General features: G+C 49.1%; 18 protein-coding genes. 10 read left to right on the top strand and 8 right to left on the bottom strand.

Going from position 1 to position 21,538, the window contains the following annotated elements:
* Positions 1–239 precede the first annotated feature (239 nt).
* Positions 240–1,727 carry a hypothetical protein gene (locus tag Pan54_RS18105; RefSeq protein ID WP_146504820.1) on the bottom strand — a complete coding sequence of 496 codons (1,488 nt, stop codon included), beginning with the start codon at positions 1,725–1,727 and terminating at the stop codon, positions 240–242.
* Positions 1,728–2,137: 410 nt separating this feature from the next.
* On the opposite strand from Pan54_RS18105, the gene Pan54_RS18100 reads away from it, so the two are divergent.
* Positions 2,138–3,301: a hypothetical protein gene (locus Pan54_RS18100; protein WP_146504819.1), complete on the top strand. Its 1,164-nt coding sequence runs from the start codon at positions 2,138–2,140 to the stop codon at positions 3,299–3,301.
* Between the two features lie 19 nt (positions 3,302–3,320).
* Here Pan54_RS18100 and Pan54_RS18095 read toward each other — a convergent pair whose 3' ends face one another.
* The 4 genes from Pan54_RS18095 to Pan54_RS18080 form a co-directional block, all read right to left on the bottom strand.
* Complete coding sequence (locus Pan54_RS18095) at positions 3,321–4,931, bottom strand: hypothetical protein (RefSeq protein ID WP_146504818.1); 1,611 nt, start codon at positions 4,929–4,931, stop codon at positions 3,321–3,323.
* Between the two features lie 62 nt (positions 4,932–4,993).
* Positions 4,994–5,308: a hypothetical protein gene (locus Pan54_RS18090; RefSeq protein ID WP_146504817.1), complete on the bottom strand. Its 315-nt coding sequence runs from the start codon at positions 5,306–5,308 to the stop codon at positions 4,994–4,996.
* Positions 5,309–5,520: 212 nt separating this feature from the next.
* Positions 5,521–7,014 (bottom strand): sulfatase family protein, encoded by a 1,494-nt coding sequence (locus tag Pan54_RS18085; RefSeq protein ID WP_146504816.1) that lies wholly within the window; start codon positions 7,012–7,014, stop codon positions 5,521–5,523.
* A gap of 137 nt (positions 7,015–7,151) precedes the next feature.
* Positions 7,152–8,111 (bottom strand): FAD:protein FMN transferase, encoded by a 960-nt coding sequence (locus Pan54_RS18080; protein ID WP_165441841.1) that lies wholly within the window; start codon positions 8,109–8,111, stop codon positions 7,152–7,154.
* Positions 8,112–8,294: 183 nt separating this feature from the next.
* On the opposite strand from Pan54_RS18080, the gene Pan54_RS18075 reads away from it, so the two are divergent.
* From Pan54_RS18075 to Pan54_RS18060, 4 genes are all read left to right on the top strand, one after another.
* The gene (locus tag Pan54_RS18075) at positions 8,295–9,341 is read left to right on the top strand and encodes a formylglycine-generating enzyme family protein (protein WP_146504814.1); all 1,047 of its coding nucleotides are present in this window, start codon (positions 8,295–8,297) and stop codon (positions 9,339–9,341) included.
* A gap of 602 nt (positions 9,342–9,943) precedes the next feature.
* Positions 9,944–10,582, top strand: coding sequence for an OmpH family outer membrane protein (locus tag Pan54_RS18070; RefSeq protein WP_165441840.1), 639 nt, complete (start codon positions 9,944–9,946; stop codon positions 10,580–10,582).
* A gap of 345 nt (positions 10,583–10,927) precedes the next feature.
* Positions 10,928–11,803 carry a UDP-3-O-acyl-N-acetylglucosamine deacetylase gene (gene lpxC, locus Pan54_RS18065; protein ID WP_146504812.1) on the top strand — a complete coding sequence of 292 codons (876 nt, stop codon included), beginning with the start codon at positions 10,928–10,930 and terminating at the stop codon, positions 11,801–11,803.
* 97 nt (positions 11,804–11,900) lie between these two features.
* On the top strand, positions 11,901–12,956 hold the full coding sequence (locus Pan54_RS18060) for a Gfo/Idh/MocA family protein (RefSeq protein ID WP_146504811.1): 1,056 nt from the start codon (positions 11,901–11,903) through the stop codon (positions 12,954–12,956).
* 128 nt (positions 12,957–13,084) lie between these two features.
* On the opposite strand, the gene Pan54_RS18055 is transcribed toward Pan54_RS18060, so the two are convergent.
* Positions 13,085–14,220, bottom strand: a protein-coding gene (locus tag Pan54_RS18055; protein WP_449314306.1) for an IS630 family transposase whose coding sequence is annotated in 2 segments (ribosomal slippage) — positions 13,085–13,782 and positions 13,782–14,220 — 1,137 coding nt in all. Because the reading frame shifts where the segments join, the coding sequence is not laid out codon by codon here.
* A 459-nt stretch (positions 14,221–14,679) separates the two neighbouring features.
* On the opposite strand from Pan54_RS18055, the gene Pan54_RS18050 reads away from it, so the two are divergent.
* Both Pan54_RS18050 and Pan54_RS18045 read left to right on the top strand, forming a co-directional pair.
* Complete coding sequence (locus Pan54_RS18050; protein ID WP_146504810.1) at positions 14,680–15,201, top strand: RNA polymerase sigma factor; 522 nt, start codon at positions 14,680–14,682, stop codon at positions 15,199–15,201.
* The gene (locus tag Pan54_RS18045) at positions 15,191–16,369 is read left to right on the top strand and encodes a hypothetical protein (protein WP_146504809.1); all 1,179 of its coding nucleotides are present in this window, start codon (positions 15,191–15,193) and stop codon (positions 16,367–16,369) included. The genes Pan54_RS18050 and Pan54_RS18045 overlap by 11 nt, the downstream gene beginning before the upstream one ends.
* Before the next feature lie 13 nt (positions 16,370–16,382).
* On the opposite strand, the gene Pan54_RS18040 is transcribed toward Pan54_RS18045, so the two are convergent.
* The gene (locus Pan54_RS18040; RefSeq protein ID WP_146504808.1) at positions 16,383–16,655 is read right to left on the bottom strand and encodes a hypothetical protein; all 273 of its coding nucleotides are present in this window, start codon (positions 16,653–16,655) and stop codon (positions 16,383–16,385) included.
* On the opposite strand from Pan54_RS18040, the gene Pan54_RS18035 reads away from it, so the two are divergent.
* Both Pan54_RS18035 and Pan54_RS18030 read left to right on the top strand, forming a co-directional pair.
* On the top strand, positions 16,654–18,654 hold the full coding sequence (locus tag Pan54_RS18035; RefSeq protein ID WP_146504807.1) for a prolyl oligopeptidase family serine peptidase: 2,001 nt from the start codon (positions 16,654–16,656) through the stop codon (positions 18,652–18,654). The genes Pan54_RS18040 and Pan54_RS18035 overlap by 2 nt on opposite strands.
* A 161-nt stretch (positions 18,655–18,815) precedes the next feature.
* A complete protein-coding gene (locus Pan54_RS18030) occupies positions 18,816–19,973 on the top strand; it encodes a hypothetical protein (RefSeq protein ID WP_146504806.1) in 1,158 nt (385 codons plus the stop codon).
* 20 nt (positions 19,974–19,993) lie between these two features.
* Here Pan54_RS18030 and Pan54_RS18025 read toward each other — a convergent pair whose 3' ends face one another.
* Positions 19,994–20,530, bottom strand: a complete 537-nt coding sequence (locus Pan54_RS18025) for a PspA/IM30 family protein (RefSeq protein WP_146504805.1) — start codon at positions 20,528–20,530, stop codon at positions 19,994–19,996.
* A gap of 274 nt (positions 20,531–20,804) precedes the next feature.
* Here Pan54_RS18025 and Pan54_RS18020 point away from each other — a divergent pair, with 274 nt between their 5' ends.
* Positions 20,805–21,479, top strand: a complete 675-nt coding sequence (locus Pan54_RS18020; RefSeq protein WP_165441839.1) for an HAD family hydrolase — start codon at positions 20,805–20,807, stop codon at positions 21,477–21,479.
* The last annotated feature ends 59 nt before the right edge of the window (positions 21,480–21,538 follow it).

The raw sequence follows: 21,538 nt of genomic DNA, 5'->3' as shown, positions 1-21,538 counted from the left end.
AGCCAGATGAAAAATCATGGGACACACTCCGAATGTGATTCAAAATTCTCCGAACGCTTCGATTAACCTTCGAAATAAATCGCTTTATGCAAACTGAGTCAGTGTGTGAATCATCTCATCCAATCGAGTGTTAGACCATTTTCAAATGGTCTAACAAATGTCTGTTTTGAAAAGAAGCCCTCATTGATTTTCAATGAAGGCTTTCTTCTTATCCATGACTGGTTGTTATAACTCGCAGACTATTTTGTCGCAGCTTCCGTAATTTGATCCATCAAAGCGGAAATTTCCTGATGGGCTCCGCGGGATTGAGAGATGATCAACATGTTGGGCAACGTTTCGATAGTTCCAGTTGGCGGATCGCCATAGTGTAGCATTTCAGTTGTGGAGAGCATTCCGTGTGCAAATGCTTTGGTTCCCGTAGAAAAGAGCGAACACATCGCTTTCATCGCCGCCCAGGAAACGGAAGGATCCGGACTGGAAGACGTTGCATCACTCGCCACGTTTTCTCCTTCGTTGTCTTTTTTGACCGAAACCAGGTCCCCGTCTCCTGAGAGATCGACTTTCAGGTTCGAAGCTGACAAATCTGGAAACTGAAAGTTATCGGGTAGATCAAACTCAACGATGTCGACAATATTGTCGATGTTGTCCCGCCAACTCCACGGACGAATTGACTTCTGAATACAGGCCGCAAGTTCTTCCGAGGTGAAATTTCCTTCTTGAGGGGTCTTATAAACTCGCACAATTTTATGCAGGTTTGACTGCAGCTTCGTGGTGATAAAAACGGTTTCATCCTTCACCATCAAATCCCAGTCGTAAACGTGTGTGTAAGAGGAAGGGATTCCATCGAGTTCACCCGAAACATCCAGCATCGTTCCGATTTGAGCAATCGCTGCTCGAATCACCTGCTCAACTGTCATCGTGTCATCAAAATAACGGGTTGGAATCTCGCAATGTTCAAAGATCGTTTCATGAAGGCCAATCTGAATCGTCTTCGCTTCCAAAACTTCAGGAACCTCTTCAACAGGAGCAGACGGCAACGGATCAACGACTTCGTCATTGGGAATTGCCGGAGCAGGACTGACCACTTCCTCTACTGGAGTTGAAGGGGCCGACTCACTCGCTTTTTCTATGGGCACGACTGGAGTAATTCGAACAGCGTTAGCATCTGGCTCATTGGGGTTCGGTACGGAAGCCTCCTGAACGCTCCCGTTAACGGGTGCTGGCTGGACCACTTTTTCAACAGTTGGTGTTGAGGCAACGGGCACGCTTACAGAGGGCACCGCATAATTATTCGTGTATTGCGGCGTCGCTGGATAAGCAACTGGACTTCCGCCAACCGGGGTCATGGGCTGTGTCGAAGGACTGGTTTGACATGTTGGACAGGCAGAATGATATCCAGATGCTGTTAATTGGATGCCTGGAATTTGATAACCTGGCGTTTGTGGATAAGTCGCGACCTGATCACTTTGAAAGACGACCGGATCGCTTTCAGAGGAAATCGACTCGACCATCAGATTGCTGACTGCGCGATCCAATCGAATACGAATCTGGTAGTCCTCATGAATCTGCTCAAACAATTCCGCCAGGGTAATCGTTTCGGGGATCGCTAATACAGTCTGATCCCAATGAAATCGCGATTCCAGTCGCGATTCTAAAGAGGCAGGTTCTTCGGCTACTGCCAGCGAACACAGGCTCAACGTCACCAATCCGTACAATAAAGTCTTCATCATCATTCCTTCCTTGAATCGTTGCCATCTCCTTACGAAACGTCTGTTCACAATACGTGTCAGAGTTCATTACTGCAACTCAAAAAAGGTTTTTCGGAAAACTTGCTCGAAGAGTAATTAATACCGAAGTGATCCATGGAGTTGAGCGCATCAAGAGAATCGAGCCGACTCTGCTTTATCGATGAATTCATCATGATGTTCCAAGTCGGAGAGTGATAATTGGTAACACTGTAAATTCCATATCTAACTTTTCTTGAATTATGACAAGCCTGAGTCCAGTCCGAGTGTGAATTTCTGGTGAGTCTTTTCAACGATGCTCGACAATGACTGCCCAAATAGAAAAGATACGACTTTGATAAGGATGTCATTTGAGTTGGGGAATCTCATCTTGCTGGTTAGGAATTGTAGCCGTGAATGACACATCAGATTCCAGAGAAGAACTGCTTGACCAGACACGGCAACAATTGCAACTCGTTTCCGACCGAATGGAGGGAAGTTCACTAAGTCAAATTCGCAAAGCGATCCGGGCAAACCGGTTCAATCGCTTTGTGCCGGACTGGGCGCGACCGGTTGCATTTCCAGTTGCGATTCTCACGCTCTTCGGCTCGGCAATTTTTATCATTGCCATGCTCATTAAGCATACGTCCGTCCCCATGCCCTGGGAGTTTAATAACGCAACGTGGTACTACTGGAATTTCATTCTGGTGGGTCAGGTTGTTGTGACAGGTCTGTTGTATGCATACGAAGAGAAACAGTTCGGGAAGCTCCCCGGCATCCCGCGGGGCTCGCTTTACAGCATTCTGATTCTCTCGGCCATTCTGCCGATTCTGATTCTGTCCCTGGTCGCCACTTCGGTGATCTTCGCCCGGCTGCAAATTCGGAAATCACAGTCAGGAGTCTGGCTCCAAAGCCTGGGTGGGTGGAACCGAACAACAATCTGTATTGGAGCCGTCGAAATTGTTCTGTTCTGGCTCGCAATCATGCTGCTGGGAAAAGTCCAGTATCCGGGAACGATTTCCGTGGTGACCGCGACTGCAGTTGTCTCGTTTTACGACCAGATTTTCGGCTGGGTCAATTCCGATCTGCTCTATCTCCTAGTCGTCGGCCTGGCGGTTTTGGGACTGATCCAGACGCTAATGGCCGCTGTAGGGATCATTTGCGAAGCAACGATTGATGAAGATGCGATCGATGTCACCCCGTTACTTGGATCGCTGGCTCCACTGATTGTCATTAGTCCGCTGTGTCTGTATTTGGGTGTTACCTATTTCCAGGTCCACAAAGTGCATGAACTCTGGCTATTAATTTTTCAGGTCCTGTGCGGGTTCTGGTTACTGCTGGTTATCGTAGGAGCCGTTTATCTGACACGACGCTGGGAAGTCGTTCATCAACCCCTCTTAATTATGGTGATGGGTTATCTGTTGATGCTCCCGTTTTTCTTCGATCTGGCTTTTCGCCCGCAAAATAACACCGCCGAGGCCCTGCCTCCTCCCCAGGAATTACGAGGCCGACTTTACGACATGAAAAAACACAACGGCCACAGTCCCCGAGCCATCGATATCCTCCGCGATCTTTAATCTTGAAACTCTCAGCAAGCTACTCCACTTCCAGCAAATAGACATTCTCAACTATCTGCTGAATTGTCCGTTCGCTGGCAAGTTTTTCAATTTCACTGAGCTCGACATTAATGAACAGGATCGGCAACGGTTGATCGAGAAACTGAGTCGGATCTTCCTGAAATGTGGTTGGGAAAATTTTGACACCACCCCACTCCAGAGCTTTGGAATGATCCTGAAAGTGTGTATTTGCATCAAGATCAACATCCGGTGGTTCGCGATTAATGACTTTGTTTGAGTATTCCACGCCGCGGTCAAATGTGAGCATGGTTCGTTCTGGAGTCTTCACGAGCTCGTATCTGGCAACCAGCGGATTGAGGCCTTGACCAACAACAATTTGACACTGCTGCGGAATGAATGGCTGAATGGTATGGAGAATTTCCGCATTCCCTCTGCGACTGTCCCAGCCATCTCCCTTATTGATTCGTCTCGATAATTTTCCGCAGCCAACCGCGACAATCAGCCCCACCACTACCCAGGTGACAATTCCAGGCAGCGGTTGAATCCCTGCAACGCGCCGAAACAAAACCAGAATCCCACAGATGCCCAGCCACAAGATCACGATATAAGTGATATAGATGAACGCGGGATTGAAAAATACGTGCGAAATATGAAACAAAAAGATCGCGACTGCCGAGAGTAGAGGGAATGTCAAACCGGCTGGCCAGTCACTTTTCTGGAGAGAGACTCTCAAGAGGGACAGCATTCCAATTCCGGCAAAAAGTAGAATCAGAACCGAAAGGAAAATCATGGTCTGAGAATTTCCATAAGGGAACAGATAACCCCAAGCATTTTTTGCCAGAAACTCAGGATCCCAGTTGAATAGCAAAAAACCAAAATCGTAGGGAACCGAACAATGATAACTGTATCCGGTTCGAAGCCAGCCTCCGAATTCCATTTTATTGAAGGCTAACAGTGCAATCACGAAGGGAACCGACCCCAAAGCAAGCCAGACAAGTTGCTTCACCGAATCTCTCCAGCGAATTCCATTGGCGAGCACAATCGCCAAACCAGCTGTCAGGCCAAGCAGCAGACCGGCTGGGCGCACCGTGACACCAATGCCCAAGAAGACTCCCGCCAGAAAAATACGAAATCGATCTTGCGAATTCAGTCCCCACCAGGCTGCCATGAACAACAGCAGAGCCGGGCAATGGCTCAGCAACTCTCGCGCATTGAGTTGTAAATCCGGCAGAAACAGGCAACCAACAGCAAATGGCACCGCGACACGCCGACCGCCATCCTTCAAACCGATCCGAAAGGCAAACAGAGCCGTGGCGATGATGCAGAATTCAGTCACTGAGAATAATGCGGCATTTGGCAACCCGATCCACTTGAGTGGAAGGAGAAAGAAAACGGTGAATCCAAATGGGTACCGCGGACGAAGGAATTCGCCTGCCGGATTCGGTTGAATGAAATATCCCTTCCCCTGAGCCAAATTCAAAGTCGCGTAATAAGGCTCTGCCGAATCTGGAATGATTCCCGGCAACCAGAGAGGATCGGGAATCGAAAGATAATAGCACGCACCCAGGCATGCGATCGCAATCGAGAATGCGAGGTTCTGAGCTCGTTTTGAACTAATGTTATTTTTCATAAACCGCATGTGAATTCAATATTCAGTCTGCCTGGAATCCAGCCGGGGTATGGCATCTGGCATTATCCTGCTGTCTCCCAACATTCCCGTTCCCGTGGAGGATCACGAAAGACTTTTGCTTTCCAGCCTGGGTCACATCCATAGTCTTTATAGCACAGGCATCCAGGAGACCAGTCGGGGAACATTCTGATCAGAAGCAGCAAAATCAATTGCGCGTCGATCTGCTCGTGAATTCCGCAAACCTCGATCCCAAAATCATCATGAATCGGATCGACTGAAGAATAGTGACTCAACCACTCGAAACCTTCTTCACTCAGTCGCTCCATGACCTCTGTACGAATTTCAAATAATTCTGGAGCAAATCGGAATGGATCCATAATACAACCTCGCAGGAAAGCAGGACAGATTGTTCTTGAAAGTCAACATTCTAAACCTTCAGTCAATGTCACGCTCGGAGGGACTATCTTTTGTTGATACATTTACAGTACAGTCAATTTTGGAAATCATCACGATTTAATTCGGAATTCCACTTCCGTATTCTTCATTTTTTCATTCGGCCTGTTGAGGTCTCAGCGACCAGTTCTGTTATTCAATTAGGCTTTGCAGCCCAGTCTGGTGTGCCGAACCAGTCTTGCATTTCCTTTTCAAAAGGGGCGATCACATCAGCAGGTTCGGGAAGATGACCACGATCTCCAGATTCGATCATCCACGTGTCGAGCGCGGCTCGCAGGCGAACCAGAGCCGCCTGATGTTCAGGAACTGCGGACTTGGCCAGGTTTTTTATTTCGTGAGGATCGGCCTGAACATCGAACAGCATTTCCTCAGGAAAGGGTTGCATCAACTCCAATGGAGGACCGGTCAGCTTGCCTTCTGCTTTCAGTTTACGCATCAGTGGTTTGACGAGAAAACATTTTTCCTTGTAACGATTTAACGTCTCGAAACCGGCTCCGGGAGTAAAGTTGCGAATGTAGTGATAACGGTTATCGTGAACCGATCGCATTCGAATAACCGTTTCGTCAATGCGGTCCCGAGCCGCAAACGCATAGGTTCGCGGTGGATCGGCATTCGGCCCGAGAAAGATGCGGCTTTGCATACCCAGTGGCGGTGAAATGCCAGCAATGGAAAGTGTTGTCGCCGTCATATCAAGCAGGCTGATCACGCGATCGTTGACAGTGCCGGGCGACTCCTGACTGGTAAGAAAGGGATATTTGGGGGCATCTCGAATAATGACCGGAACTCGTAAACCTTGATCGAACGGCCAATGAATGCCTCTCGCGGTAAGCCTTCCATTATCGGAAAAGAAGATGACAACCGTGTTGTCATCGAGTCCATCCGCTTTGAGTTGCTGAAGAATTTTTCCGATGCGGATATCGGTCCCGCTAATCGAATTTAAATACCGCGCCCATTCCTCTCGCACAATTTGATGATCAGGATAATAAGGGGGTGGAGTGACATTTTCAGGAGTTGCGATTTGAGGATGCCACTCTTCACCGACCCATTTCACGCGATCCTTCTCGGCTGATTTGCGATCATAGATATCATACTCCGCTTCGGGCATATTGACCTGTGCAAAAAACGGTTGATGAGATTTCAAATCGTCCCATTGTGCCGTGTCGTAAAGTTGGCCTTCGTTAACGAAATTCAAATCGAGCTTGCCAGTTCCAACTTCGACATCCCCCAAATGGGTAATGTTAGCGGTGTAGTAGCCAACGTCTTTTAAACGATGCGTTAATGGTCGTATACCAGGTGGCAGTTTGAAATCATCATCGCGATGCGACCGCATGTTGTGTGTGTCGGTTGTCGTTTGATACATCCCGAGCATAAAGCAGGAACGACTCGGCGCACAAACTGGCGATGTCGAAAAGGCATTCGTGTAACGAATTCCAGACTCTGCCAAAGCATCGAGATTGGGTGTAGAAACATTTGCCTGCCCATAACACCCCAGATCATTCGAAAAGTTCTCGCCCACTATCCACAAAATATTCGGATGAGTTTGCTCGGCATTCGCACTATCATGTATAGCTGCAATAGATAAAAAAGAGAACGCAAAACAGAGTGTCTGGTGTGCAACGGATTTAAACATGACTTTTGATTCTCGAATGCAATGACAAGTCGATGAGATGGAAATGAGGTGTTAGATTTTGCATAGCATAGTGGCTACTTCAATTGAATTTTGCCAATATAAGATGACTCCACGATGTCTTTCTGCAAAATCATTGCTCAATATTCAGGAAATCCCTCAGTCTGGAAAACTTCCGGCTTCTCCTTCCCGCCTATCACAACATAGGCTTCTGCATGTTCTTTCTTCAGTACGCAGAATCCGGTTTTTGGCCCCATGACGGAAATTGCGGAAGCGAGAGCGTCGGCAGTGATGCCGGTTTGGGCGATGATCGTGACACTGCTCGGAGTAGTCAGGCCGAGGCCGGTTACTGGGTTCACGATGTGGGAATAACGGACGCCATCAATTTCAACATAACGACTCGCATCCCCCGAGGTCGCGACCGAGCAGTTGACGAGTTTGAGATAGACTTCGGGATCGTTATCTGATTTTCGCAGTGGCGCAATTGCAATAATCCAGGCTTCTTTTTCCGGCGGAGCGTTGGAGACGACAATATCGCCAGAGGCGTCGATCAAGGCGGACTTAATGCCGTGAGTTTTCAGAACACTCATCGCTTCATCAGCTGCGTAACCTTTGGCGATGCCTCCCAGGTCGAGTTGCAAATCGTTCTTTAAAAACGTAACTGTCCACTCTGCCTCGTTCAATTCATAGAGACGATAATCAGTTTTTTCCAGGGCGGCCCGCAAAGCTTCTGCAACCGGCAAACTCTGCTTACGGTACGCGCGTCTCCATAAATCGGTCAGATGTCCGACCGTCACATCAAATGCTCCGCCAGTTTTATGGGAAATCTGCTGTGAAGCCTGCAGAACCTTGAACAGATCCTCACTGATCGAAACCGCCTGTCCGGCAATGGCTTGCGAACAGAGTCGATTCAGTTCGCTGTCGGGATCGTAATCGGATAGGATGAGATCGAGCTTTTTGACGCGGGCAAAGGCGGCCTTTTGTGCATCGATAGCGATTTGTTCAGAATCGGCATAAAACTCAATTCGCCACGGTACACCCATCCGTATTTGTTGAAATTGGAATCGAATTGGTGCAGAAACCGGCTTTTCGGCAGCCAATGCTTGACAGTTTCCCGTCAACATGGAAATTATAAATAACAAACAGGCCGATATCAGAAGCCGTTGGAGAGAGTGGGGAGTGCGCGTGGGATTCGTTTTCCCCGACGATGGACTTTGTTCGGACCCCTTCCCCCAATCCCGCCTTCCCTCAAGCTTAAAATATTTCGCGGAAAGAATTGACGTATGCACCATAGGAATCGATTTCTAAGTTCGGGGCTTTCTCTTGGACTGGCCCTTCTCATTGTTTCACCTCTACAGGCTGAGGACAAGACACCCGCAGCTGATAAGGTGAAGTTCGATGCTTATACGGTCGAACTTCCCTACACCGAAGTCGCTTTCGAAATGCTGCCCATTCCCGGCGGCACCTTCGAAATGGGTAGCCCGGAAGATGAAGCCGACCGTCAGGAAGACGAAGGCCCTCAGCATCCTGTCACGGTCGAACCCTTCTGGATGGGCAAATGCGAAGTGACCTGGGACGAGTACGATACCTTCCGCTACAAACTCGATGTTCAACGCCGGGAACTGGCCGGTCTGGATGCGAATGAGAAAGACACGAAAGCCGATGCGATGACGCGTCCAACCAAAGAGTATCGTGATATGACCTTCGGTATGGGACACGATGGCTATCCTGCCATTTGCATGACTCAACTGGCAGCCAAAGCTTACTGCGAATGGCTGACGGAAATCACGGGCGACTATTATCGCTTACCAACCGAAGCCGAATGGGAATACGCATGTCGCGCTGGCACCACCACTGCGTATTCTTTTGGCGATGATCCCGAGATGCTCGACGAGTACGCCTGGTACTACGACAATGTCGACGAAGTCTATCAGAAAGTCGGACAGAAAAAGCCGAACCCCTGGGGCCTGCACGATATGCACGGCAATGTTGCCGAGTGGACTCAGGATCAATACATCTCCGATTTCTATTCGACATTCCCGACCGATAAACCAACTCTCAACCCGGTCGCTGTCGTAAAGACACTCTATCCCCGTGTTGTCCGCGGCGGTTCCTGGTACGACGATCCCGATTTCCTCCGCAGTGCCTCACGACAAAAGTCCGATCCGCTCTGGAAAGTCCGCGATCCACAACTTCCCAAAAGTATGTGGTATCATACCGATGCGCTGCATGTTGGCTTCCGTGTCATCCGTCCTGTTCGGCGTCCGCTGGCTGATGAAATCAAAAGAAACATCTTCCTGTCAGACCCTCCGCCTGAGTTGATGAAGTAATGTTGGGTTGAAGGTTGATGGTTTACAGTTGAAGGTGTAGTGATTTTACATTGCTACGCCTTTTTTCGTTTATCAGGAATTTCTGGTGAATTGTTCCATTTAAACGTTGGGTTGTGTGCCACTGGCTTTGCCAGTGCAAGTAGATCGTGGGTTGGGTTACGCGTTCCGCTAACCCAACCCACAACTGCAGGGTGGCGGGGGCGCTCCGCTTCAGCGGAAGCCCCCGGAAGCTCGACGATTCGGGGGCTTCTCTTCGAGAGCGCCCCCGCCACCCAGATATGATTGTTTTCCGTTCTACTTTTGGAACACGGTATAGGCTCAGTCTGCAATTGGCGAAACGTTCCTGTACGTTTGGTTGCGAGCAATCCTATTTTCTGGCGAAAATGTCATATCTGCAAATATTGATTCTTCAAACACTCGTCTTGACTCCAATGGCTGAACTTGCGAAAGTTCGCCTCATCGCACGTGATGAATGTCTTGGATGACATTGATGCGGGCGGTGAATGATCCGAAATGATTTGTGCATGGAGCACATATTCGAACAAAATTGAGGACCGAATTCACGGTCTGACGTTACGACGACTAGCAAAGGAGTGCCTGACGTGAAACGATTGACTCTCTTGACCCTGTGTCTGGGGTTCATTGTATCCCTGACCGCCAACGTTTCGACCACGCAGGCCCAGCAGCCTGGTGCCGATCAACCCAAGCGAAATGTGGGTCTGATTGATATGGCGACGTTGTTCAAGGATTACCGCAAATTTTCTGACATGCGTGATCAGCTGCGAAACGACATCAAAGCCAGTGATGAAAAAGCCAAGTCGATGAGCGAACAGCTGCAGGCTCTGCAGAAGACTCTCAAAGATGGAACCTACACAGAAGGTACTCCTGAGTACCAGAAGCTGGAATCTCAGTTGATTTCACAATCAACTCAGTTCGAAGCATTCCGCAAAACTCAACAGCGTGATTTCCTGCGTCGTGAATCTAAGATTTACAAAGACGTTTACATGGAAGTTGTCGCCGCTGTTGGACAGTATGCCTCTTACTACAACTACGATGTCATCATTCGTTTCAGCCGTGATGGTGTCGACGAAACCGACAATGCACAGGAACTGATTCAGAACATGAATCGTCAGGTGATCTGGCACAACAGCAAGATCGACATTACCGATGCCGTCTTGAAGTACCTCAACCAGAAGTACGGTCCTGCCACTGCAGAAGCTCCTGGCAATCCTGTTAAATAATTAAGTTGATTTCATTTCCAGTGAAATGATAATCAAATCCCCCCTGGGAGTTCTCAGGCTATGAACAAAACGAGTCGATGCCATCGTGCGTATCGGCTCGTTTTTTTATATAAACAAAACCCCGAAGCGTCAGCGAGGGGACAGCGTTGCGTACATCGTTCAGGCACGACCTGACGAATTTTGACACCCGTACAAGCAAGAAGCGCAAGCGAGTGTGTCAGAGAGGTGTGCCACAGCTGGCCTGCCCAGCAGTGCTTGTTTGAATGATGAACTCAACCAGTAGGCTACGGCCTGACAATTTATTACAGATTGTCATTAATGATCAACATCGTCAAGGAGTGACGAATGAAACAAGATCGATATCAGCAGACGATTTCAAAGACGACCTCCGTCCAGGGATTCGGGCTGTTCACGAATGCCGATGTCACCGTGACCTTTCTCCCGGCTGAGGAGAATACAGGAATCGTTTTCGAGCGAATCGATTTGCCAGGTCATCCTCAGATTCCAGCCGATATCGATTTTATTGCAGCCGAAGAACGTCGCACTAAACTCGTCAATGGGACGGCTTCGGTGGAAATGATTGAACATGTGATGGCTGCTCTGGCTGGATTACAGATTGATAATTGCAGGATTCAGGTAAACAGCCCCGAGCTTCCCGGTTGTGATGGTTCCGCCCTACCCTATGCGGCTGCATTACTCGATGGCCAGCCGATTTCTCAATCCGCAAAACGGAACATTATTGTCATCAATGAAGAAAATACAGTTGAAGAAGGGGATGCGATCATTTCGACAGCCCCCTACTTCAGTGGACTTCGAATCAGTTACGATTTGAATTATGGTCTCAACTCCTGCATTCTTCCACAGCTGGCTGATTTCAGTATTACACCCGAGACCTTTGTGACAAAAATTGCTGCGGCACGCACATTTGTGCTCGAACAGGAAATTGAGTATCTGCAGCGACAGGGTTATGGTCAGAAGGTGACTACCGCTGACTTACTCGTCTACGGCGAGAATGGCCCTGTTGGAAATTCATTAAGGGCACACAACGAATGTGCCCGACACAAACTTCTGGATTGCCTGGGAGACCTCGCACTTTGCGGATGTGATGTTCAAGGACACATTCGCGCGTTTCGCAGCGGACATCGACACAATCATCAGCTGGCCAGACGACTGAAACAAATGGTTCCGTATCAAAGTCAACAAACGATTAAAGCTGCTTGAAATTATAGAATTAGACTCGTTTCCAAAGTCCCCTTTGGGAACAGGTAGTAAAAAGACAAATCTAACTTGTAAGTATTTTGAGTTGAGAGGAATTGAGATGAGTCAATTACATAAAATTCGCATGGCTGTCATCGGTGTCGGCGCATTGGGGCGTCATCATGCACGAATTCTGGCAAATATGGAGGGGGTCGATTTAATCGCGGTTGCCGATCCCAATGCCGCTCAAGCTCAGGCGGTTGCCGAACAACATCAAACCGACTGGGTGACCGAGTATTCTGAAATCATCGATCAATGCGATGCCGTCACCCTGGTCGCACCAACGTTCCTGCATCATGAAATTGCCTCGAACTGTTTGAAGCAGGGCAAGCATATCCTGGTTGAAAAACCGCTCACTGCCGATGTCGCTCAGGCTCAGGAGCTGATTGAGCTGGCCCTCGATCACGATTGTGTTTTGCAGGTTGGTCACATCGAACGCTTCAACCCGGCTTTCGAATTGCTGTGTGATTCCCTCACATCGGTTCCACGCTATCTACGGGCAGAACGGCTCAGTCCGTTTCCATTCCGCTCCCTCGACATCGGCGTGATTCACGATTTGATGATTCACGATATCGAATTGATTCTCCACTTAACGGGCACCATGCCAACCAAAGTCGAAGCGTTTGGCTCGCAAATCATGGGCGCTCATGAAGATACCGTCCAGGCACGCTTGCAGTTTCCCGGTGGCAGCATTGCCGACATCACAGCCAGCCGAGTGAATCCGGAACCGCGCCGGAGTTTGAGTGTCTGGACAAGCACTGAAAACCTCACCGCCGATTTACACACGCGTCAGGTTTCCATCCAGCGGCCTACTCATTCAATGTTGACCGGTCCAGCCATGGAAGACCGCATGCGAGCCGGAGAAGATGTCGCAGAATTGCGGACCCGTGTGTTTGGAGAATTCATCGAAACCGAAACCATTCAGGCTTCAGAGGAAGATGCCCTCACCGCAGAACTCCTCGAATTCACCAACTGCGTCCGCAACAACACACAACCCCGCGTCGATGGTAAAGCCGGTTTGCAGGCGGTTCAGGTAGCCGATCGTGTGCTGGAATCTCTGCAAAACAATTGCATTAATGCTCGTCTTCAAGCAGTCAAACAAAAACGCGTTGCATAATTGACTGTTCGCGTTTTTAGACCATTTTCAAATGGTATCTGCAGTCGCATGGACATCAAATGTCCTAAAAACGATGTGTTTGCCCCTGCAGAACGCTGAAGGTAATTTTGTAAATATGCTCTAGTACCTCAATTCATTTGATATTGTGGGTACAAGCGTTTGAGTTTGATACGAGCCTCGCTGGTTGTAAAGTGCCAGTCGACACCCGATTGGCTTTCGTTGCGATGGTTCATCCAAGCTGTCACTTCGCGGCTCAATGTTTCAATATCTCGGATGCGTCGCGTTAAACATTGTTTGGTCAACACGCTCAATTCGATCTCGGCGACATTCAGCCAACTCCCATGTTTGGGCGTGTATCGGATGTCGATCCTGTCGGCCAGGCGCTTCGCCTCAGCCGGTTCAAATGTTTCATACAACGCCCCCACGGTGTGAGTATTCAGATTGTCGCAAACCAGAATCACCATTTCCGCATTCGGATACTCTTCATCGAGCAACGCTTTGATCTCGGTGGCCCAGTCGCGACGCGTCTTGGTCGGACGCACGCTCACTTTTCGCCAGCCCGCTTTCGGTTCGGTAAACAGAAAGTGGTTGGCGGTTCCGTTTCGTTCGTACTCGTAGTCATATCGGGCAGGCTTCCCCGGTTCACAGGGAAGCGGCTGCCGGGTTTCTTTGATCAGTTGCATCGGTTGCTCGTCCATACACACCACCGGATATTCTTCGTCGTACTCCCACTGATAAATGTCCAGCACATCTTCCATCCGAGCAACAAACTCGCCATTCTCTTTGGCAGGAATCACCCAGCATTTGCGGCGATGAGGCTGCAACTCGTTTTTTTCAGCGTCCGACCAACTGTTGTCGGTGACACGCTCTCCACAATTTCCAACTCGACCATCCGATCGGCCAGTAACTCCAACGTCCAGGCCGCACGGCCTTCCGGCGCCTGGCTACAGGATGTTGCGATCAACCGAGCTTCTTTCTCGCCATCAAAAATGGGCTGACGGGAGGGACGCTCCTGTTTCTTTCGCTCCAGGGCCGTTTCCAGCCCTCCTTCCACAAGTCGCTGCCGGACATTCTTGACCGTGTTGAGATGACACCCGAATGCTTCGGCTGTTTTCTCATCCGACCAGCCAGGTCCCTCGGCATCCACCTTGAGCAGGATATGAGCATGCTTAATTTTGTAAGCCGCCGCCTTCCCCTTGAGAACGATGGCCTCCAGTAAATCCCGCTCTGCCGAATCCAACCGCACCACATACTTCTTATTCATCGCGATTCCTCCCTGAATCAAAACAGACATGCGAGGAATAATTCATTACTCAAAATTGATCAACAGACAAAATCAAATGAATCGAGGTACTAGAGGTTTGGGATGCTTTACTTCTTTCTCCCTGGGTAGAAGTTGGCCGCAGGTCAGATGAATGGGGCTCCTTGCACTCAATCCCTTCAAGTCGATGTGGTAAATTATTTCCCGTGTGATCCAGGGGAAATTGAGACGCAAGAATATTGCGTTATGAGTCTCTCTTGCTTCGTCATTGACTGAACTTGCGATGGGATTACTTCGTTCTCCTTCATGTCAGCAAAAAGAGTTCCGCCGATGGTCATTTGATGCGTTGTCTCTCTTTGCACTTCGCAGGAAATCTGCCGGGCAGTTCTGCTTAAATTATTTGCTTTTCCTGTAAGTTTCAGCTGATTCAAGTTACCAATACCTTTGAAAGAAGGTTTTGCATTGCTTGATGACGATCAAAAATCACTGTTCATGGCCTGGCTGCAGGAGCATAGCTCTGCGGTGATGAAGGTCGCGCGGGCTTACACGTTGACCAGTGAAGAGTGTCAGGATCTGGCTCAGGAAATTCTTTTGCAGGCGTGGCAATCACTGGCGAAGTTTGAGCGGAAGTCGGCTCCAGCGACCTGGTTTTATCGAGTCGCTTTGCAAACGGCCATGAACTGGCAGCGCAAAGATAAGCCACGTCGATCGTTACAGAAGCCTTTGCTGGAAGTCCAGATAATCTCTGATAGCAATTTCGGAATTCAACAGGTTCAACAGCAGGAAGTCGTGGACCAGCTTTATAAGGCGATCTCTCAACTCCCCAAGGGCGATGCGGCTCTGGTGCTGCTTTATCTCGATGAGATGAGTTATCGCGAGATGTCAGAAGTGCTGGGCATCTCAGAAAGTAATGTCGGCGTGAAGTTGAACCGAGCGAAAAAAGCCTTGAATGATTTGATGAAAGGCACAAACGATGAACACTGAACAACCTCAAGTGCCGGATGACTTTCAGCAGGCCTGGCAAGCTCAGTCCTCAAAAACACGCTTGACGATTGATGCGGATTTGCTGATCCGGGAATTTCTTCGTAACCAAAGTGGATTCCAGAATACGATCTTTTGGCGAGACTTTCGTGAAGTCGCTATCGCACTGATCATGATTCCGGTGTGGATCTATCTGGGGATTGCAAATGCACTTCCCTGGACCTGGTACTTGACGATCCCTGTGCTGATTTGGATCGCGGGTTTCATGATCGTCTACCGCATGAGGTACATGCAGAAGCCGAGCGAGATTGACGAACCGCTGATAAAATGCGTTCAGCGATCATTGATTGAACAGGAAAATCAAATCTGGTTATTGCGAAACCTTGTGTGGTGGTATCTGCTGCCGCCAACACTTTCCATAATGGCGTTTTTTGCACAGGTAATCTTTACTCCTGATATTCCGCTGGTCGATGCGGGAGGCTGGTCAGATTTTCTGGCCCGCCTGATCGTATTCCTGAGTATGTCGCTGTTAGTGATTGTGATTTATTATTTTGTCTATCTCATCAATCAACAGGCGGTAAAGACCCAGTTAGAACCTCGTCGGCTGGAATTGCTGGAACTTTTGAAAAGTCTGGAAGATGAGTCCAATGGCGGCATCAACGGGGAATATCCGCTGTTAACAGGACCGAATTCTTTTACGGTATCACCTCGCAGATCATTCGCTTCTTATTTACTCGCTGCCATCATCACACTGCTGGGAATGTCAGGAATTCTTTATGTGGCCTATCACTTGGATGACATGATTCTCCATGAGATTAATGAAGAGTATCCGAAACTTTCTCCCTTCGCGGCTGTACGATGGGAAGAAGATCAGCCGGAAGTGAAAGTCGATAAAGAGTGGTATCGACTGATTTCGATCAATGACATTCCCTCTGAAGAGATCGTGACTTATAGCCAGGAAACTTTTGGGGATCTGTGGCAAAAGAGATTCGAAGAAGATCTGGTCGAGTTGTTAACTCGAATGGGACATGAGCCGGGAAATAATGTAACGCTGGTCGTAGAGTCACCCAGAACATCTGAGAAACAGGTTCTGAAAGATGTCTTGATGACGAGAGAAAACCGGCGGGCGATTCGGAATACGGCTCAGGCTCAAGAGCAGAAGTTGCCCTGAGAATGCACCTTGCTCAAAGTTGTCCATCCTGCCTGTGGAGGAGGAAACCACAAATACTCATCGTGGTGACAAGAGACGTCAACTCCTGCAAGAGTGCAATCATTGAGATCAGGAATTTCATTGAAGCGTGAAGAATCTCTGCTCGTGGGGCATTTGATGCCTGCAGATTGATTTTGAATCCTGAAGCGTAATGGCTTGGCATTTGACTCGCCACTGCATTGCATTTCTCGTTAAACTGAAGATGGACATTGTCTTCAATATTCACATCTGCAGGATTTTCCATCATGCGCTCACTTATCCGGTTTTCCCTGATAGTAATATTCACTCTCGTCTACACGCAGCCGCTTACTGCACAGGCTCCCTCTGCTGAAGAACTGGAGACGCTCAAAAGCCAAACGAAGATCATGCGGACGAAGTTAGAAGAGATTGGTGAGGTGTGGAAAAAAGGAGGCCGGCGTCACGGCGTCTCCTATGTGATCGACGGCGAGCAATTCATGAGTGACTATGCCGATCTTTCGGTACATGTGAAAGCACTCGAATGGATTGTTAAGCATGATGAGTTCAGCAAAAAGGCGACCATCAAACAGGCAAATGCTGTCGTGCAGCAAGCCGATGCATTATTGAGAGAGATTCAGGGTAAAAGTGAACGGCAGTATCGAGCAGGTCGACAGATTTGTGGTTATATTTCGGAAGTCGATCACTCGGTTCAACCTTATGCGTTAACCCTCCCGCAGAATTTTGACCCCGACCGCTCACGTGCAAAACGGATGCCCCTTTACGTCGTCCTGCATGGTCGCGGAGGGCAGAACGAAGTTGGCTTCATCTCAAAGAATGCAGGCAAAGCTCCCGATGAGAAACAAACCTGGATTCAAATTGATGTCTTCGGTCGCATCGACAATGCTTACCGCTGGGCCGGTGAGACCGATGTGTTCGAAGCGATTTCCGATGTCTCCCGACGTTTCTCGATTGATGACAAACACATTACTCTCTGGGGCTTCTCGATGGGAGGAGCGGGAGCCTGGCATCTGGGCGTGCATCATCCCGATAAATGGGCCTCTGCTGGAGCCGGAGCCGGGTTTGTCGATTTCTATATCTACCAGAAAAAAGATGAGAAACTGCCGAGCTATCAGGACAAACCTCTGCGAATTTACGATGCGATTAACTATGCCATCAATCTGGGTGAAGTCCCGTTTGTAGGATACGGAGGCGATCAGGACTCGCAGTTAAAGTCTGGTCAGTTGATGCTGGAACAGGCTGAGAAGAATGATGTTCCACTCAAGTTGATCATTGGAAAAGACATCGGCCATAAATTCACGCCAGAAGCCGAGGCTGAGTTCCAGGCATTTCTGGCAGAGCATAATCGGGAAGGCTTGCCAGCTTACCCGGGGCCTAAGAAAATCCGCTTCGTCACTTACACGCCGAAATACAATAAGTGTCACTGGCTGGAAATTGAAGAACTGGACGAAACGTATCAGGAAAGTCTGGTCGAATCCGAATATGATGGCACCGATGGAACATTGAATCTGGAAACAAAAAACCTACGGGTGATAAGCATCAGTCGGGATATTGCCGATCAGATTTCTATTGATGGCGAACCCCCATTGCCCTTACGGGATGCCGCCGACGATTTGCTGCCTTCAGTCTATTACGAAAAACTCGATGCCGGTTGGGAAGTTCTTGACTACGATGAATCCCGCGACTATCAGGAAAACGGCAGCGGCCGCAAACGGCACAATGTTCAAGGTCCAATTGACGATGCCTTCATGAGTTCGTTCGTCTGTGTTCGAGGCACGGGAGTTCCCTGGTCGAAGGAGCATCAAGCCTGGGCAGACTGGACTTTAAAACGCTTTGATAACGAATTCGACAAATGGATGCGTGGCGAAGTACGCATCATTGATGACAATGCTGTCACCCTCGATACCATGCTGCAATCCAACCTGATCCTCTTCGGCGATCCCGGTTCCAACTCGATGATCAATCGCATCTTCAGAGAGTTACCAGTCGAATGGACAAAAGATTCGATCACGATCAACGGAAAAACATGGCCAATGTCGCAGCATGGATTGGCGATGATCTTTCCGAATCCACTCAATCCTCATAAATATGTTGTCATCAACTCCGGCATGACTACCCATGAAGCTGACTTCAAAGCCAGCAACTCCTGGCTATTCCCCAAACTGGGCGATGTCGCAGTCCTCAAATTCAAGAAGGCCGACAAGGGTTATGAAGAAACCACCGAATGGGCAGACATCTTTAACGACGACTGGGAGTTAGACGAGAAATAGCAGGTCGAGTGTTGAAGAAACTCTTGAACCGCCAAGACGCCAAGGTTCAATGAGAATTGATCGTTCACCCAACGTCGATAGTAAGACAAATGTTTTTACCACATTACGATACTCCCGTTCTTTAAGCTCTCTTTCAACTTGGCGTCTTGGCGGTTCATCTCATGATTAAGACGAGTAATCTCTACTGGATTGTGCTCTTCCTGTTCAGTTCTGTGATTGATATCCAGGCTCAGCCGATGGGATTGTTGTCCGGCTCTGAACTCGAAAAGAAACTTGACGAATGGACGTCGGTGACGTTTCTGGAAGAGGATGAGACGTTTGCCGATCTCTGTCAGCAGATCAGTTCCAGTCAGTCGATCTCGATTGTGCTGGACCGGCGATTGGATCCAGGTAGACAGGTGAATCTCCAGTTACCCATCTCCGGTTCACTTCGTGAAGTTCTGCAAAAAGTGGCGAGCGATCAGCAGGCGGTCGTCGATCAATTGGGCGATGCATTTGTGATTGTGCCGGAGTATCGGGCTCAGATCCTGCGAACTCTAGCGGCAATGCATGAAGAGAACCTTAAAGAGTTCGTACGGAAGAGTCCCTCACAGGCACGGTCGCAGTGGTTGACTCGTCTGCTGCGTCGTAAAGAATATTCGTGGCGACGATTGAGCGAACCGCGTCAGTTGATTGAATCACTGGCTGAGGAAGCCGAGTTTGCCATCAATAATCCTGAACAGATTCCACACGACTTATGGCGAGCCAATCGAATCCCCGCTACTAATCCAATCGAACTGATATCTCTGTTTCTGTTTCAATATGACATGAGTTTCCAGTGGGAAGAGGATGGCTCCATGACCATCATTCCCTTACCTGAACAGATTGCAGTAACGAAAAAATACCGATTACCTTCTGCTCAAATTAAAACGGTGGAAGAACGATTTCAGAAAGATTTCCCAGCTGCCAAATACACTGCTCGTGGAAGTGGGAATATCGAAATCACAGGCTCTGCTGAACTTCACGATGCCATAAACGCCTGGCAATCGGGGAAGACTGAGAAAGAATCAATGGGAGACATCGCGTGGAAAGATAAGCGTTACACCCTGAAAGTCGAACGCAAAGCGCTTTCAGTTGTGCTGGCCTATCTCAAAGAGGCAGGGCTGCCGGTCGTGTATGATCTTGAAGCAATGAAAGCTCGTGGTGTGGAGGTCGATCGTCTGGTGACATTCGAAACGACCCAGGCCGATGCTCAGGAATTGTTCGAGAAAATCTGTGGGCCGTTTCGACTGCCATTTCGCGTGACCGACGAAGCGATACTTGTCGATCCACAGGATTGAAAAAGTAAAACCGCCGATCCTCAAGATTGATTGAGTCGCTCTTTCATAGCCGCCAGTTCGAGTTCGACTTCGCTGTGCCTCATGTTTTGTGCGGTTTCACTGAGAGAGCCGTATTGGGAGTCAGCCGATTCACTGCCACCCAGATCATTCAACTTACGGCGAGCCTCTGCCAATCTCGCTTCGAGAGCCCGGTAAGTTGTCATCAAGGCTTCGTATGTCGAGTTGGCAACGCTGACCTGCTGTTCGAGACCAGCCATCAAATCGCTGGCTTCTTTTTTGCGATACAGGGCCATGCGAGCCCCGTTTTCATCGTTGGCTTGCAGCAATTGAATCGCCTGCTGATCGAAATGTTCAGATTGTTCCCGCGATTCATCCAGCTCCGCAACCAGACGTTGCCGACTCTGCTGAGCGGATTGCACAGAACGCTGTGCTCCTCCCAGACCTTCTTCCATTTCACGAATCACATCCCGCAACGTCCCCTGCGGATCGTCGGAATCCTTGAGCAGAGCGGTCAAACTACAGGTGACAATATCGGTTAAACGACTGAAATAGGGCATTCTCGTACTTATCCTGAAGGAGCCGGGATCGTCGGATTGTTCGCAGTGTAATCATTATTGCCTGGCCCTGCACGTAACGCGAATCATTCCAGAAGAATTTGAACGGAATGAGCCTGTCAACTTCTCAGACAGGTTTTCATTCCAGACAAACGTCCTAAACTGTGAAAATGAGAAACGCAGTTAAATTTCTGCGGGATCATTGAAATTATTAAAAATAACATTTTTATGATCAACTTTTCTAAACATCTGTTTAACCCGAAGAATGCCTGTCGTTATGTCGAGTCTTTATTTGTTTGATGTGGATGGAACACTCCTGAATTCCGGCCGGGCTGGTCAGGCGGCAATGGAGGAAGCTCTGCAGATCGAGTTTGGTGTCACCGAGACCGATTGCGATATCCCATATGCCGGGCGGACCGATCGGGCGATTATTGATGATCTGCTCAAATGGCACAAAATCGAGGATACGCCGGAAAACTTTCAGACCTTTCAAACCCGTTATTTCGAACTACTGCCCAAGCATCTCGGCAGCCGTGGTGGACGTGTGCTGCCCGGCGTGACTGAAGTGCTCGACATCATCACGAAAGAATCGAACGACTGGACCGGCTTACTGACCGGCAACTTCGAACGCAGCGGCTGGATGAAAGTGCAGCATTTCAACATCGATCATCACTTCAGCTTCGGCGCCTTCGGCGACGTCCACGCCAACCGCGACGACGTCGCCCGCCTCGCCTCCCAAACCGCGACCGACCGACACGGCGATGCGATCAAGACCATGTGGGTCATTGGCGACACCCCAGCCGACGTTCAATGCGGCCGAGCCATCGGCGCGAAAGTCCTCGCCGTTGCCACCGGACACTATTCCCTGGAAGAACTCGAAGCAAGCAAACCAGATGCAACGCTGAGTGACATGAGCGACGCGGCTCGGGTTGCAGAATTGCTGTTGGGATAAACTCCACAGGACAGGCTTCCAGTCTGCCTGCATTTGACATGCAAGATTTTCACGGGTGA

This window comes from Rubinisphaera italica (assembly GCF_007859715.1).
GTDB lineage: Bacteria > Planctomycetota > Planctomycetia > Planctomycetales > Planctomycetaceae > Rubinisphaera > Rubinisphaera italica.
Note: the sequence above shows the minus strand (reverse complement) of the source record. Positions and strands in the feature narration are given on the sequence as shown.